The organism is Nocardia albiluteola (assembly GCF_018860155.1).
Classification (GTDB): domain Bacteria; phylum Actinomycetota; class Actinomycetes; order Mycobacteriales; family Mycobacteriaceae; genus Nocardia; species Nocardia albiluteola.
On sequence record NZ_JAHKNI010000008.1, the window covers coordinates 328,579 to 342,220 of the forward strand.

12 protein-coding genes and 1 tRNA gene are annotated in these 13,642 nt (G+C 68.8%); 6 read left to right on the forward strand and 7 right to left on the reverse strand.

Annotation, left to right across the window (positions count from 1 at the left end):
* Positions 1–97 precede the first annotated feature (97 nt).
* Positions 98–1,066 (reverse strand): quinone oxidoreductase family protein, encoded by a 969-nt coding sequence (locus KO481_RS24935; RefSeq protein ID WP_215920169.1) that lies wholly within the window; start codon positions 1,064–1,066, stop codon positions 98–100.
* A 387-nt stretch (positions 1,067–1,453) separates the two neighbouring features.
* On the reverse strand, positions 1,454–1,843 hold the full coding sequence (locus KO481_RS24940; RefSeq protein WP_215920171.1) for a hypothetical protein: 390 nt from the start codon (positions 1,841–1,843) through the stop codon (positions 1,454–1,456).
* 171 nt (positions 1,844–2,014) lie between these two features.
* Between KO481_RS24940 and KO481_RS24945 the strand changes: the two genes are divergently transcribed.
* Both KO481_RS24945 and KO481_RS24950 read left to right on the forward strand, forming a co-directional pair.
* Positions 2,015–2,716: a TetR/AcrR family transcriptional regulator gene (locus tag KO481_RS24945; protein ID WP_215920173.1), complete on the forward strand. Its 702-nt coding sequence runs from the start codon at positions 2,015–2,017 to the stop codon at positions 2,714–2,716.
* Positions 2,717–2,865: 149 nt separating this feature from the next.
* On the forward strand, positions 2,866–4,497 hold the full coding sequence (locus tag KO481_RS24950) for an FAD-dependent oxidoreductase (RefSeq protein WP_215920175.1): 1,632 nt from the start codon (positions 2,866–2,868) through the stop codon (positions 4,495–4,497).
* Between the two features lie 35 nt (positions 4,498–4,532).
* Here KO481_RS24950 and KO481_RS24955 read toward each other — a convergent pair whose 3' ends face one another.
* Together KO481_RS24955 and KO481_RS24960 are read right to left on the reverse strand one after the other, a co-directional pair.
* Positions 4,533–5,081 (reverse strand): hypothetical protein, encoded by a 549-nt coding sequence (locus KO481_RS24955; RefSeq protein ID WP_215920178.1) that lies wholly within the window; start codon positions 5,079–5,081, stop codon positions 4,533–4,535.
* 172 nt (positions 5,082–5,253) lie between these two features.
* Positions 5,254–6,150 carry a TIGR03621 family F420-dependent LLM class oxidoreductase gene (locus KO481_RS24960; RefSeq protein ID WP_245401443.1) on the reverse strand — a complete coding sequence of 299 codons (897 nt, stop codon included), beginning with the start codon at positions 6,148–6,150 and terminating at the stop codon, positions 5,254–5,256.
* Positions 6,151–6,262: 112 nt separating this feature from the next.
* Between KO481_RS24960 and KO481_RS24965 the strand changes: the two genes are divergently transcribed.
* Entirely contained in the window at positions 6,263–7,573 is a 1,311-nt protein-coding gene (locus tag KO481_RS24965) for an aspartate aminotransferase family protein (protein ID WP_245401444.1), read from the forward strand.
* 122 nt (positions 7,574–7,695) lie between these two features.
* On the opposite strand, the gene KO481_RS24970 is transcribed toward KO481_RS24965, so the two are convergent.
* Complete coding sequence (locus KO481_RS24970) at positions 7,696–9,177, reverse strand: aldehyde dehydrogenase (protein ID WP_215920180.1); 1,482 nt, start codon at positions 9,175–9,177, stop codon at positions 7,696–7,698.
* A 349-nt stretch (positions 9,178–9,526) separates the two neighbouring features.
* Here KO481_RS24970 and KO481_RS24975 point away from each other — a divergent pair, with 349 nt between their 5' ends.
* The 3 genes from KO481_RS24975 to KO481_RS24985 all read left to right on the forward strand — a co-directional run bounded on the left by KO481_RS24975 (position 9,527) and on the right by KO481_RS24985 (position 11,374).
* The gene (locus tag KO481_RS24975) at positions 9,527–10,585 is read left to right on the forward strand and encodes an alpha/beta hydrolase (protein WP_215920417.1); all 1,059 of its coding nucleotides are present in this window, start codon (positions 9,527–9,529) and stop codon (positions 10,583–10,585) included.
* Positions 10,586–10,871: 286 nt separating this feature from the next.
* Entirely contained in the window at positions 10,872–11,186 is a 315-nt protein-coding gene (gene mihF / locus KO481_RS24980) for an integration host factor, actinobacterial type (RefSeq protein WP_215920182.1), read from the forward strand.
* A 102-nt stretch (positions 11,187–11,288) separates the two neighbouring features.
* Positions 11,289–11,374 (forward strand) — tRNA-Leu (locus KO481_RS24985).
* A gap of 286 nt (positions 11,375–11,660) precedes the next feature.
* Here KO481_RS24985 and KO481_RS44865 read toward each other — a convergent pair.
* Both KO481_RS44865 and KO481_RS24995 read right to left on the reverse strand, forming a co-directional pair.
* The gene (locus KO481_RS44865; RefSeq protein ID WP_372452119.1) at positions 11,661–12,164 is read right to left on the reverse strand and encodes a helix-turn-helix domain-containing protein; all 504 of its coding nucleotides are present in this window, start codon (positions 12,162–12,164) and stop codon (positions 11,661–11,663) included.
* A gap of 221 nt (positions 12,165–12,385) precedes the next feature.
* Complete coding sequence (locus KO481_RS24995) at positions 12,386–13,612, reverse strand: MFS transporter (RefSeq protein ID WP_215920186.1); 1,227 nt, start codon at positions 13,610–13,612, stop codon at positions 12,386–12,388.
* Positions 13,613–13,642 lie beyond the last annotated feature (30 nt).

A 13,642-nucleotide genomic window follows, 5' to 3' on the forward strand; every position in this document is an offset into this window, starting at 1 on the left:
TTCTTAGAAAAACCTGAGATGATCTGGCATTCCCGGTCGCCGATTTCTTCGCGCGTGTCGCCGACCGCGCGGCGGCCTCGAGCCACCCGTCGATCGCTCAGATCCGATCCGTCGGCGTCAGCACGAATTTCGCCGGCACGCCGGCGGCAAGGTCGAAATATGTCGCCACCGCCCTGTCCAGCGAGCGCAGCTCGATCCCGGTGGGCACGGCCAGCGCACCGGACTCGAACAACCCGGTCAGCGTCTCCAGCGCCGCGGCCGTCGCGACCGTGTCGTGCAGCAACGAGTTCACGCCGATCAGCGACCCACCGCGCCGGTACAGCTCGCGCACCGGAACCCGCTCGTGCCCGTCCGCCGGGGCGGCGATCACCACGATGCGACCACCTGGCGCAAGCACGGGAACCGTTGCGGGCAAATGGAATCCGGTGCTGTCGAAGACCACCTCGGCGCCCTCGGCACAGCGCTCCCGCACCCCCGCCGCGAACCCCTCGGGATCGGTGAAGGCGAACGCATCCACCCCGTCGCGCACCAATTCGGCCGCCTGCTCCGCGCGCCGCACCCCCACCGCCACCCGGGCGCCGCGCGCGGTGGCCAGCGCATGCGCTGCGGACCCCACCGCCCCGAAACCGATCACCACGAGCGCAGTTCCGGCACGCACGCCGCCGCGATCCAGGGCCTCCAGCGCGGTCACGTACGGCACCGGAACCGATGCCGCCTCGGCGAAGGTGAGCTTCTCCGGCATACGCGTCACCCCGTCCGCGGGTGCCGCAACATACTCCGCATGCGTACCGTCACGCAGAAACCCCAGCTCCCGCCCGCTGGCCCACACCCGCCGCCCGATCAGCGCCCTCGGACCGTCGACCACCTCCCCCGCCACATCCCGCCCCGGCGTCCGCGGCACCGTGGTGTACGGGAACCCGCCCAGCACATTCTTCACATCGCTCGGATTCACCCCCGCCGCATGCACCCGCACCAGCACCTCACCCGAGCGCACCGCGGGCACGTCCACATCGAGCAGCGCCAGCGCATCGAGGGAACCGAACCGATCGAATCGCAGCGCTCTCATTGCTCGATCGTAGGCAGACCACTGGTAACCACCGGCGCGCGGTGCTCCCTCCGTGCGCCGGGTGTCGCAGGACCACCGTGGCGACGTCAGATGATCCCCTTCCCTTCCTTGCTGTCTTTGTTGGTTCTTGGCTTGACACGCCTAATGGCGGACTCATATATAGATGCGCATAGGTCGATAAGGATATTTATATTTTCCAAAACAGCAGTCCGCGGATGAGGGCGAACCGATCGAGAATCCGAATCGATGCCGTCTTCGCCGTGCCGGCACTACGCGCACGGAAGCCGCGCGGCCCCTACCCCGCACCAGTCAGCCACGAGATGCGCCGATCCCCCAGCGCGCCTCGCGAATTCGACTGTTCCCCTCCCTCGCCGAGGCGGGGGACGATCAGGCGCAGTGAATGAGGAAGTTCGCCGTGGCCGTGCCCGCAGGCTTCACATCGACCTGGGTGTTCGCCACGGCGTCGGCCTGACAACCGTCCGGCACCGAGGTGACCGTGGCGCGGTAGCACCCGACGGGGAAGCTCCGCGTCGCGGCGCCGTCGTGCCCGGTGGTCAGCGTGGCCAGGACCGCGCTCGCGGAGCATGCGCTGATGCCCACCGCGACCATCGGGACCGGGAATCGCTCGGTGCCGGTCCCGGCCTGCACCTTCACGGTGCCCTCGGCCGACGCGGGAGCCTGGGCACTCGGCGCATTCCCCTGCGCGGAACAGGCCGCGACCGACAGGGTCAACACCACCGCGGCAATCATGGACAGCGCGATCAGCATGCGGCGCACCCGAACTCCCTCCGGTCGACTCCGGCGACACCCGCCGTTACGGGACTCACCCTATGCGCAAACGCCGCGTCCGCCACTGCAAGACATGACCATGCGGCGCAATCGCGCCAGTGTGACGAACATGTTCGTCACGTACTTGTTCGCAACGAACATGTTCGTTAAGCTGAGAGCATGGGAGACAGGGAACGAGAGATTCGGAGTCGCCGGGATCGCCCCGCAAAACCCGCACTGACCCGGCAGGGCATCGTGGATGCGGCGGTGCGTGTCATGCACGCCGAGGGGCTGGACAAGGTGACGATGCGGCGGCTGGCCACCGAGCTCGACACCGGGGCCGCGTCGCTGTACGTCTACGTCCGCGACGCGGCCGAGCTGCGCGCGGCGGTCCTGGACGAACTGCTCGCCGACGTCGACCTGGATCCCGTTGCGGCTGAGGGCGATTGGCAGAACCGGATGCGGCTGGTGCTGCGCTCGTACCTGGGCGTGCTGCTCGCCCATCCCCCGCTCGCGCACTCTGCGCTGCTCACCCGCCCGTCCGGTCCGCGATATCTGGATCTGATCGAGGCGCTGCTGGCGCTGTTGCATCAGGCCGGAATCGACGATCGGCGGGCATCGTGGGCCGTGGACCTGCTCATGCAATCTGCCACCGCGACCGGGGCCGAGCACACGAGTGAGGGTGAGGATCCGGACGCAGCCGCGGGCCAGTTCAACGCGCTGGTTGCCGCCGTCGACAACGCCCCACCCGATCGTTACCCGCGCGTCACCGCGCTGGGCCGGGAATTGTTCACCGGCACCGGACAGGACCGGGTCGACTGGGCATTCGACGTGCTGCTGAACGGAATCCTCGCCACACCGCGCACGGACCCGCAGACCTAGCGCATCGCCGGGCACTCGTTTCATTCCGGGTACCGGCCCGAGCCCTGGCGCGAACGCCGCCTACTCCTCGATGGCCGCACTCCTCGAATGCCCACTCCCCCATCATCTTCCGTTGCCCTATTACCCATCGACCGCACGGAGAGTTCATCATGCCCACCACCGAAACGACTCCGGTCCTGATAGTCGGCGGCAGCCTCGTCGGCCTGTCCGCCGCGGTCTTCCTGTCCTGGCATGGCGTGCCCGTTGTGCTCGCGGAGAAGCACCTCGGCAGCTCACTGCACCCACGAGCCATCGGCTACACCACCCGCACCCTCGAGCACTTCAGAGCAACCGGGGTCGAACTGCCCGCCTCGATGCAGAACATCAAGCCGCCCCGGCGAGCCCGTGTGGAGAGCCTGGCCGGCGCCTGGCTCGAGGAGTACCCGTGGACGCCCGGCGGGAAGGGCGGCTCCTATGGCTCCGAGGAATCGCCCGTGCACGCCACGGCCATTGCTCAGGACGCGCTCGAGCCGATCCTGCGCGAGCGGGCTCGTCAGCTCGGCGCGGACCTGCGGACGGGCACCGAGGTGCTCGACCTCGCCCAGGACGCCGACGGGGTAACCGCCACCCTGCGCCGCCGTGCGGACGGCCACGAATATCGGCTGCGCGCACGGTATGTGGTGGCCGCGGACGGCGCGACCAGCCCGATCCGCGAGGCACTTGGTATCGCCCGACACGGCGCGGGACTGCTCTCGGTGCAGCGCAGCATCCTGTTCACCGCACCGGCGCTGGAGGCATACCTCGAGAAGGGCGTCGTGCAGTTCGAGATCGAGCAGCCCGATTTTCAGGCCTTCCTCACCACTTATTCGGACGGGCGGTGGGTGCTGATGCTCGGCGACGATGTCGAGCGGTCCGCCGAGGAGGAGTTCCGGGCGGTGCGCCGGGCCATCGGGCGCGACGACGTCCCGGTCGAGATCGTCACCACCGGCCGCTGGGAGCTCGCCGCCCTGATCGCCGCGCGCTTCTCCGCCGGCCGGGTGTTCCTGGCCGGGGACGCCGCACACCAATTGCCGCCCAACCGCGGCGGTTTCGGCGCCAACACCGGCATCGATGACGCGCACAACCTGGCCTGGAAGCTGGCGGCGGTGTTGGCGGGGCGGTCCGGCCCCGAACTGCTGGACACCTACGACGCCGAGCGCCGCCCGATCGCGAACCTGCGCCACGACCAGCTCTTCGCCCGCGCGGACTACAAGGCGTACCTGAAAACCCCCGACTCCGCGGTTCAGGTTCTCGACGACGCCGCCATCGAGCTGGGCCAGCTGTACCGGTCGGCGGCGGTCATAGGCGCCGGCGACGACCTACCACCCGCGCGCACGCCCTCGCAGTGGACCGGCCAGCCGGGCACTCGCGCCCCGCACCTCGAGATCCTCCTCGATGGGCAGACCCACTCCACGCTGGATCTGTTCCAACCCGGCTGGGTACTGATGTCCCAGGACGAGCGCTGGGCCGCCCCGGCAGTCTCGGCGTCGGCCGAGCTCGGCATCCCGGTGTGCTTCGTCCGGATCGGCGGAGAGGTGACAGTGGTTGAGCCGCAGGCATTCCCGGCCGCGTACGGCCTCGGTGCGGCCGGTGCGACCCTCGTCCGGCCCGACGGTTACATCGCCTGGCGCGCGGTGCAGGCTCCCGTCGACCCGGCTCTCGCACTGACGGAGGCACTCAGTGTCGTCGCCGCGGCCGCCTCGGCAGCGCCCGGGGAGGGCGGACAGGACTCCCGCGAACCGGCCGTGGACGCCCGTTTTTGAAGCGCCCTGCCGTTGGAGTCCGGGGCTCCCGCGATTCACCGGCGGTCACGAAAGTTGCGCTGGATGTCGTCCAGGAAGGGCGACATCCGGTGCGGCGCACCGTCTTTACCGGCCTGCCACACGACCCGGTGGTCGGCGCGCAAAGCCCGGGCCAGCACGATCAGTCCCTCGAACAGCATGCCCGCGCCGAGCGTCAGCATCAGGCTGTTGCTCAGTGCCGCACTATCATGCGGGTCGATGATCCGCAGGCCCGCATTGGCCCCGAACTTGATCACCACGTTCGCCACCCACAGGATCACCGTCAGCGCGGTGTACTGCACGAAGGCCACACCCTCGCGTGTCGAGATCCGAACCGATGCGCCGCGCAGGGCGCCGATCGCCACGCTGATTACCGCGGTCGCCATCAGAATCCCCACGGCCGCAGGCGTTTTCACGTCCTTGGACACGTCCGAGAACCCAATGATCACCAGCACCGCGGGCAGGATCAGCATCCGCCGCGCCTCGGCCTGCTCCCCGATCATCCGCCGGACCAGGATGTATCCGACCGCCGCGATAATCAGGACAATTTGCAACGCACCGCTCATGGCGGATCTCCACCTCTCGGGGACTGGAAAGCGGGTGCCGCACCGGGGTTTCGGCACCGCGCTGATCGACTGTCCCCAACGGTAGGAGCCGCGACGCCGCCGATCCTGCGCCGACGGGCGGATCTTTCACGTCCTCAGGGTGGAGAAATCTCCACCCTGGATACCGCGACGATCACCGAAGCTCTTCGATCACCTGCGCGAAAGCGTCGAGCTGGGACGAGGGCACCGAATAGTGGGTGACGGAGTACGCGTCGCGGTAATGCCGGAGCGTATCGGCGATTTCGGCCGCCGACCCGTGCAGCACACCGGGCAGGCAACGCAGCTGCGCCTCGGACAGTTGCGGGTTGAACATGCTCGCAATCGACAGATCGGCCGCGCCCTGACCGGCGACGTCGACCCCCTGCACGGTCAACCCGATCTCGATCTCGGCGAAACGCTCCCCCGCGGCCTCGCGAACGAACTCCACACGCCGCGCCAGCGCCGCCACACCGGCCTCCTCGGAATCGATGCCGGGATCGACCGCGACTCCGGCCAGCGCCACGGTATCGGCGTATTCGGCGGCCACCCGCACCAGCCGATCTCCACTTCCCGCCACCAGCACCGGAATTCGGCGCTGCACCGGCGGCTGATGACCATTCTCGAACAGGGCCCGGATCTCACCGAGGGTCTCGCGCAGGAACTCGATGCGCGCCCGGCCGCTCGGGAACGGCAGTCCGGCCGCCTCGAACTCGGGCTTTGCGAAATCGGGTCCGGCGCCGATACCGAATTCGAATCGCCCGTCGGTGAGCAGATCCGTGCTGGCCACGTCGCGGGCCAGCAACGCGGGCCGGTAGAACCCGGCATTGAGCACCATGGTGCCGACGTGCAGGCGCTCGGTGGCCTCCGCCAGGGCGACCATGGTCGGGAACGGTGACATCAGGCCGAGGTGGTCCGCGACCAGAGCCGCGGTGTAGCCGAGATCCTCGGCCCGTCGCGCCCGCTCGCGCCACTCGGTCCGGGAGGCGGGGGTCGCGAAACCTACGGCGAACCGAAACGGACGCGGTGTCATATCATTTCGATCTTGATCCATGGTTCGCACCGTACTCGGTCCGTTCCCGCCGAGACACCGGTTATTCGGCCCGGCGCCGCTCCTACGGGCAAAGCATGGACGGAACGGCACCGCCGCACGTAGCGTCGGCGATATGTCTGCTTCGATGCCCGACAATCCCCAGCCCGCGGACGAGTCCCGGCACCTGGTGCGCTACACCCCGGGCGGTTTCAGCAGCGAGCTGATCGCCCGGGCCTCCGGGAGCTTCCTCCACACCGAAAGCGGCCGGAAGATCCTGGATTTCACCTCCGGGCAGATGAGCGCCATTCTCGGGCACTCGCATCCGGAGATCGTGGCGACCGTGCGGCGACAGGTGGGCGAGCTCGATCACCTGTTCAGCGGCATGCTGAGCCGCCCGGTGGTGGATCTGGCCCGCCGCCTGGCCGACACGCTGCCCGAGCCGCTGACCAGGGCGCTGCTGCTGACCACCGGCGGGGAGGCGAACGAGGCGGCCATCCGGATGGCCAAGCTGGTCACCGGCGGACACGAGATCGTCTCGTTCTCCCGCTCCTGGCACGGCATGACCCTCGGCGCGGCGGGCGCTACATACAGCGCCGGGCGCAAGGGCTACGGCCCGGCCGCCCCCGGCAACTTCGTGCTGCCGGTGCCGAACGCCTACCGTCCCGACTTCACCACCGCCACAGGGGGACTCGACTGGCAGCGCCAGCTCGACTTCGGATTCGAGCTGATCGATGCCCAGTCCACCGGCAGCCTCGCCGCCTGCCTGGTCGAGCCGATCCTGAGCTCCGGCGGCGTGATCGAGCCGCCCACCGGGTATTTCGCCGCGCTGCGGGACAAGTGCCGCGAGCGCGGCATGCTGCTGATCCTGGACGAAGCCCAGACGGGCCTGTGCCGCACCGGATCCTGGTACGCCTTCGAACGCGACGGCATCGTGCCCGACATCCTCACCCTGTCCAAGACCCTCGGCGCGGGCCTGCCGCTGGCCGCGGTCCTGACCAGCGACGAGATCGAGCAGCGCGCCCACGAGCGCGGGTTCCTGTTCCTGACCACGCACGTCTCCGATCCGCTGGTCGCCGCCGTCGGCAATACCGTGCTCGACGTGCTGCAACGCGAGCGCCTCGACGAGCGGGCCGCCGTACTCGGCGCGTTCCTGCGCGCCAGGCTCGACCGAATCGCCGAGCGCCACACCGCGGTCGGCGATATCCGCGGCCGCGGACTGCTGATGGGTCTGGAGCTCGCCGCCGATCCCGAATCCGGGCACAGCGCGGACCAGCTCGGCGCCCGCATCACCCAGCGCTGCCTCGAGCTGGGGCTGCACATGAACATCGTGCAGCTGCCGGGCATGGGCGGGGTCTTCCGCATTGCCCCGCCGCTCACTGCCACCGAAGACGAACTGTCACTGGGACTTTCGATCCTGGACAAGGCGATCGGCGACGCCGCCTGATGGGCGCCGTCGGCGAAGCCGTCCGAAACCGCGCATGGCCGGAGCGAATGCGGAGGTACGCCTAGCCCTCCGAGCGATCCGCGACGCCGCCCACCTCTCTTTCGATGGGCGGCGCGCGCGGCTCAATCCTGCTGCGGCGTATAGCCGAACGGCAGCAGCAGGCTCTTGGACTGGCAGTATGCCTCGATGCCCTCGGGGCCGTTCTCGCGGCCGATGCCGGAGTTCTTGTACCCGCCGAACGGCGAGCCGGGGTCGAAGGCGTACATGTTCACCGCGTACGTGCCGGTGCGGATGCGCGCGGCGATCCGCATCGCCCGCTCGTTGTCGGTGGTCCAGACGCTGCCGGCCAGGCCGTAGCTCGAGTCGTTGGCGATGCGGATCGCGTCCTCCTCGGTGTCGTAGGGGATCACGACCAGCACCGGGCCGAAGATCTCCTCCTGCGCGATCGTCATCGAGTTGTCCACGTCCGCGAAAACCGTTGGCCGCACGAACCATCCGCCGTCCAGGCCCTCGGGGCGGCCGCCGCCGGTGACCAGGCGGGCGCCCTCCTCGATACCCGTTCGGATGTAGCCCTCCACGCGGTCGCGCTGACGCTCGGAGATCAGCGGGCCGATCGTTGCGGACGGATCGTCCGGGCGGCCCACGGTGCTGGCCGCCGCCGCGGCGGCGATCTTCTCCACGACCTCCGCGTAGTGCTCGCGGGGCGCCAGGATGCGGGTCTGGGCGACGCAGGCCTGCCCCGCGTTCATCACGCCGGAGAACAGCAGCATGGGCACGCAGGCGTCCAGATCGGCATCGTCGAGGATGATGGCCGCGGACTTGCCGCCCAGCTCCAGGGTGCAGGGCTTGAGCCGGTCGGCGGCGATCTTGCCGATCTCGCGGCCGACCGCCGAACTGCCGGTGAAGCTGAACTTGTCGATCTCCGGATCCGCGGTCAGGGCGCGGCCGGTCTCGGGTCCGCCGGGCACCACCGACAGCACCCCAGCCGGCAGCCCCGCCTCGGCGAATACCTCGGCGAATGCGTTGGCCGAAAGCGGAGTCTCCGCAGCGGGTTTCAGCACGACCGAGCATCCGGCCAGCAGGGCCGGGCCGAGCTTGTTGGCCGCCAGGAACAGCGGCACGTTCCAGGCCACGATCGCCGCGACCACGCCGACCGGCTCGCGGGTCACCAGGGTCTGCCCGTAGATGCCGTCGCGGATCTCGCGCCAGGTGAACTTGTCCGCGGCCCCGGCGTAGTACTGCAGGCTCGCCAGCGCCGGCCCGTACTGGATCATCTCGACGATGCTCGCGGGCTGGCCGGTCTCGAGGGTCAGCAACTGCTTGAACAGGTCGGCACGCTCGGTCAGCAGCTCCGCGGCCCTCCCCAGCACCGCGGCGCGCTCGGCGGGGGTCATGCGCGGCCACGGTCCCTCGTCCACGGCGTTGCGGGCCGCTGCGCAAGCGGCGCGGACATCGGCCTCGACCGCCAGTGGCACCTGCCCCACCCGCTCCCCCGTCGCCGGGGAACGCACCTCGATCACCTCCGCCGAGGCGGGCTCCACCCAGGAGCCTCCGATGAACAGCCTGTCGTATTCGGTCCGGTATCCGGTCGCGCTCTGTGTCACCGCGCCAACCCTTTCCACGTCGCTCCGAGGTCGGACCGCTCGCCTCCCGGGCGCCGAACCGGGCGCGCGGTCACTTCCGAACGGTCTCGAAATCCAACCTACAGACCCGGCCGGGCACCCATATAGACATTTGTCCACCCATCGGATTCGCGATTGCGCGTCCGCGCCCACGGCAGCCCGTGCGCTCTTGCATCCGAGGCACACTTGCCGCCCGTGCGCACCACCTGCCCGCGGGGACACCGGCGCGCGAGCGGTCTCAGGAAAGTGTGCGAAAGTGGGTGCGCCGCCGCGGCGGCATCGAATCCATCGCTGTTGTACGGAGATTGCCGAGTTGACAACCAGATACGCGATGCGCGCGGCCGCGCTCGCCGTCGTCGCCACCATCACCTCGACGCTGGCGGGTGTCACCGGCATCACGGAATCCGTTGCCGCGCCGGTTGATCCGATCATCTCCTCCGGACACGTGCTCGCCGCGGCGACCGCGGCGGACGGTTCGGCGATCACCGGGCTCACCGTGCAGGACAAGCGCCATCTGGTCCTGCACGTGCATTCGGCGGCGATGCGCAAGGACGTCGACGTGGATGTACAGCGACCCGCGGACACCTCCGTGCCGCGCCCGGTCCTGTACCTGCTCAACGGATCCGGCGGCGGCACCGACGGCGACAGCTGGTCCACGATGACCTACGTCATGGGGTTCCTGAACGACAAGAACGCCAATATCGTGCAGCCGATGGGCGGCGCCTGGAGCGCCTACACCGACTGGCTCCGGGACGATCCGGTACTGGGCCGCAACAAGTGGACCACGTTCTTCACCGAGGAGCTGCCGCCGCTGGTCGATGCGGCCCTGGGCGACAACGGTCGCAACGCGATCGCGGGATTGTCGATGGCCGGGGAGTCGGTACTGGCGCTGGCCATCCACAAACCCGGTCTGTATCGCGGCATCGCCTCCTACAGCGGCTGCGCCCAGACCAGCGATCCGCTCGGACAGCGCGTGGTCCAGACCGAGATCTCCACGTGGGGTCACGGCGATCCGGACAACATGTGGGGCCCGCCCGGCAGCCCGCTGTGGGCCGCCAACGACCCGTACCTGCACGCCGAGCAGCTGCGCGGGACCCGGCTGTTCATCTCCGCCGGCAGCGGGCTGCCCGGCAAGCACGACACCCTCGATAGTCCCTTCCTCTCCTACGGCGCCGGCCACACCCCCGGCACGCTGGCCAACGAGATCGTGCTGGGCGGGCTCATCGAGGCGGGCGTCAACGCCTGTACCCACAACCTGCAGTCGCGGCTGGACCAGCTCGGCATTCCCGCCACCTACGACTACACCCCCACCGGGACCCACTCCTGGGGGTACTGGAACGACGCGTTCATCAAGTCCTGGCCGGTGCTCGTCGCCGGGCTCGGCCTGTAAATTCGGCATTCCCGCCCGTCCGCCGCAGGATGCGGGACCTCTGCGGCAGGTCTCGGCTCGTGGCGCACTCTTGCGGACGCTACTAAGATCCGAATCACCGACGACGCGGTCCGGCGAAGATCCGCCGCCCCTAGACGTGGCAAATCGCCCGCATACGCCGTTCGCGACGGCGCTCGCGCACGCTTTACCCCGCCTGTCCTCGCGGTGTGTCGTTACACCGACCGCCGTTCGGTGATGTTCAATCGGTGCCGTTGCAGTTCCAGCGAACGAGTGAAAGGTAGTAGACATGGCTCTTCCCACCATGACGGCCGAGCAACGCTCCGAGGCGCTGGCGAAGGCGGCCGCCGTCCGCAAGGCGCGGTCGGAGCTGATCGAGCAGATCCGCAAGGGCTCGGTCTCGCTGTCCGAGGTGCTCAAGCGCGCCGACAAGGAAGACCTGGTCAAAAAGACGAAGGTGGCCGCCGTCATCAAGGCGCTGCCGGGTATCGGGCCGGTCAAGGCGGCCAAGCTGATGGACGAGGCGGAGATCCCCGCCGATCGCCGCATCGGCGGCCTCGGCTCGCGCCAGCGCGCCGCCCTGCTCGAGGCAATCAGCAACTGATTCCCGGAGGCGCTCAGCAACCCCAACCCGCCCCGCGACCTGGGAAAATCCCCGCGATTTGGTCCAGGCGGACGGACACGTTAATCTTGCTGAGCACCACCGGTCCGGGTGGCGGAATGGCAGACGCGCTAGCTTGAGGTGCTAGTGTCCTATTAACGGACGTGGGGGTTCAAGTCCCCCTCCGGACACAGAGTGAAACGAAAGCCGTTGCTACGCAACGGCTTTCGTCGTTTCTGCGTACTGGCCGACACCGCGTGCCGACCGCTTCGCGACAACATGGGGTGCCCCGGAGGTTTGATAGCTGGCGCGCGGTCCTGATCGCGCTCCGTGCCTGCCGATGACTCGGACGAGGTGCTGGGCGGATCGGACGACACCGATACGCAGTTCACCGGTGACCACCTGCTGGATGTCGTGCACAGTCTCGACGGCTGTCTGCGCGGAGCGCAGCGTGCGGCGAGCCGGTTCCACCAGGGCCTAACCCGCGGGCGTCAGCCGGATGGGTCGACTACCTCGCACATAGAGTTCCGCGCTCACCTCATGCTTGAGCGCCTGCACAGAGTTGGACAGCCCGGACTGCACGATGTGCTCACGCCGGGCGGTGGCAGTGAAGCTACCCAGCTCAGCCAGCGCGACGAAATGGCGAAGCTGTGGGTTTACACCGACCGTGGTGGAGCGATCCGAGACGATGCGCACCGGAGGCCAAGCGATCGACGTACACGGCAAAGCCCTGGACGTCGTGGCGAGGATGGGCCTGCTCGAACAGGTGCGCGCCGCCGAAACCGGAATCCGCGGAATGGATTTCGTCGACGCTTCTTGGGCCACGACCGCTGGGAAACGTTCTACTCCGGCGGGCCGGACCGGCGCGTATGCGACTTCGCCGGGAGTTCGGCGACCCGTGTGATGTTCACCAAGAGTCTCGCCGGACTCGATATCGAGCAGTACGACGCGGCCGGACTGCGAAAGATGCTGCGGGAGCACTTCATCGGCGACGGATGGCAGACGCCCCGGCTACTCGACGAGATCACCACCACCGGACTTCTACTTCGACCGACCTGCCCGAATACTGAATCCGGCCAGCGAGGTCGCCTCGGCGGCCGGGCGAGCAGGTTCCAGCCTTCTCGCACGGTCCCCGGGTCCAGACCGCCGGCGATCATGGCGTTGCATACCGAGACGAGAGTGCGGATCAGGTGGTCGGCACCTCACCCGTGGACTGGGCCAGGGGCGAGGCGCTGCTGAGCGGTACTCCGGCGCTCCGCCCATCGGACGGCTAGCGGTGCGGCAAGGCCGGTGAGGACGAATATCGCTCCGACGACGTACCACCCGGGTCGGCCCCAGGTGATACAGAGTGAGATGAGCAGGATCGGTCCGATGGCCTCGGACAGGCCGGCGCCGAGGCCGAACACGCCGAGGTACTGGCCGGTGGCGTGGTGGGGGGCCAGGGCGAAGGACACCTCGAAGCCGGCGGCGGCGTGCCACAGTTCGCCCACTGTGTGCACCAGAACCCCGGTCAGCAGCAGCGTCACCGCGGCCCAGGCCGGGATCCCGGTGGCGAGTGAGATCAGCGCGCAGGAGGCGAAGAACGCCACGCCGGCGCGCCGGTAGGCGCGTGCGCCGGCGGTGGCGGAGTCGATGTTGCGGCTGGTGGGCACTTGTAGCGCGATGACCAGGACGGTGTTGAGCAGGATGGCGCCGGAGATCAGCCAGCGCGGCGCTGTGGTGGCGGCGACCAACCAGAGTGGGACGGCCACGGTGAGCACCTTGAACTGGATGGCCATGATGCCGTCGAGTGCGGTGATCAGGAGGTAGGGCCAGTCCTTCAGTGCGATCCAGCGCGGGCCGCTTTCGGTTGGCTGGGGACTCACCGCGGGAAGTGCGGCGAGGACGACAGCGGAGGCCGCGAAGGAGGCGGCGTTGCCGAAAACCATGAGGTGGTAAGCGGATTCGGTGCCCACCTGGACCGTCCAGCCCGCGAGCAACGCGCCGATCGTGATACCGGTATTGGAGACGGCGCGGAGATAGCCGCGGAACTCCTGCGGCCGGTTCCCGCCGTAGTGCCGGATCAACGGCGAGCGTGCGGCGAAGCCGGCCGTTTTCGCCCCGGTCGCCGTCGCGACCGCGAGAACGAACGGCCAAAAGCTGTGCGCCAGCACGAAACCGGCCGTCGCCAGCGCTTGGACGACCAGAGCGGCGGCAGAGATGCCGCGTGCTCCGTATCGGTCAGCGAGGCGGCCGACGCCGATGCCGAGAGCGAGCGAGACGAATCCGGCGATGGTGAGACCGAGCCCCACCTGACCGGCGGGAAGGTGCACTGCCCGAGTGAAATAGAGCACCCCGGCGGTCAGATACAGGCCGCTGCCCACGGTATAGACGAAGGTGGAGGCGGCGAGGACGCGTTGCGGTCGGGTAGCGGGTATCAGGTGGGGCATATCGATGCCACTGGTCCGGCGCTGAGGTCG

Bases quoted from the DNA above. Each gene is read 5' to 3' on its own strand.
- KO481_RS24935 (WP_215920169.1), bottom strand. From the start codon at position 1,066: ATGAGAGCGCTGCGATTCGATCGGTTCGGTTCCCTCGATGCGCTGGCG.
- KO481_RS24945 (WP_215920173.1), top strand. From the start codon at position 2,015: ATGGGAGACAGGGAACGAGAGATTCGGAGTCGCCGGGATCGCCCCGCA.
- KO481_RS24950 (WP_215920175.1), top strand. From the start codon at position 2,866: ATGCCCACCACCGAAACGACTCCGGTCCTGATAGTCGGCGGCAGCCTC.
- KO481_RS24955 (WP_215920178.1), bottom strand. From the start codon at position 5,081: ATGAGCGGTGCGTTGCAAATTGTCCTGATTATCGCGGCGGTCGGATAC.
- KO481_RS24960 (WP_245401443.1), bottom strand. From the start codon at position 6,150: ATGGATCAAGATCGAAATGATATGACACCGCGTCCGTTTCGGTTCGCC.
- KO481_RS24965 (WP_245401444.1), top strand. From the start codon at position 6,263: ATGTCTGCTTCGATGCCCGACAATCCCCAGCCCGCGGACGAGTCCCGG.
- KO481_RS24975 (WP_215920417.1), top strand. From the start codon at position 9,527: ATGCGCGCGGCCGCGCTCGCCGTCGTCGCCACCATCACCTCGACGCTG.
- mihF (WP_215920182.1), top strand. From the start codon at position 10,872: ATGGCTCTTCCCACCATGACGGCCGAGCAACGCTCCGAGGCGCTGGCG.
- KO481_RS24995 (WP_215920186.1), bottom strand. From the start codon at position 13,612: ATGCCCCACCTGATACCCGCTACCCGACCGCAACGCGTCCTCGCCGCC.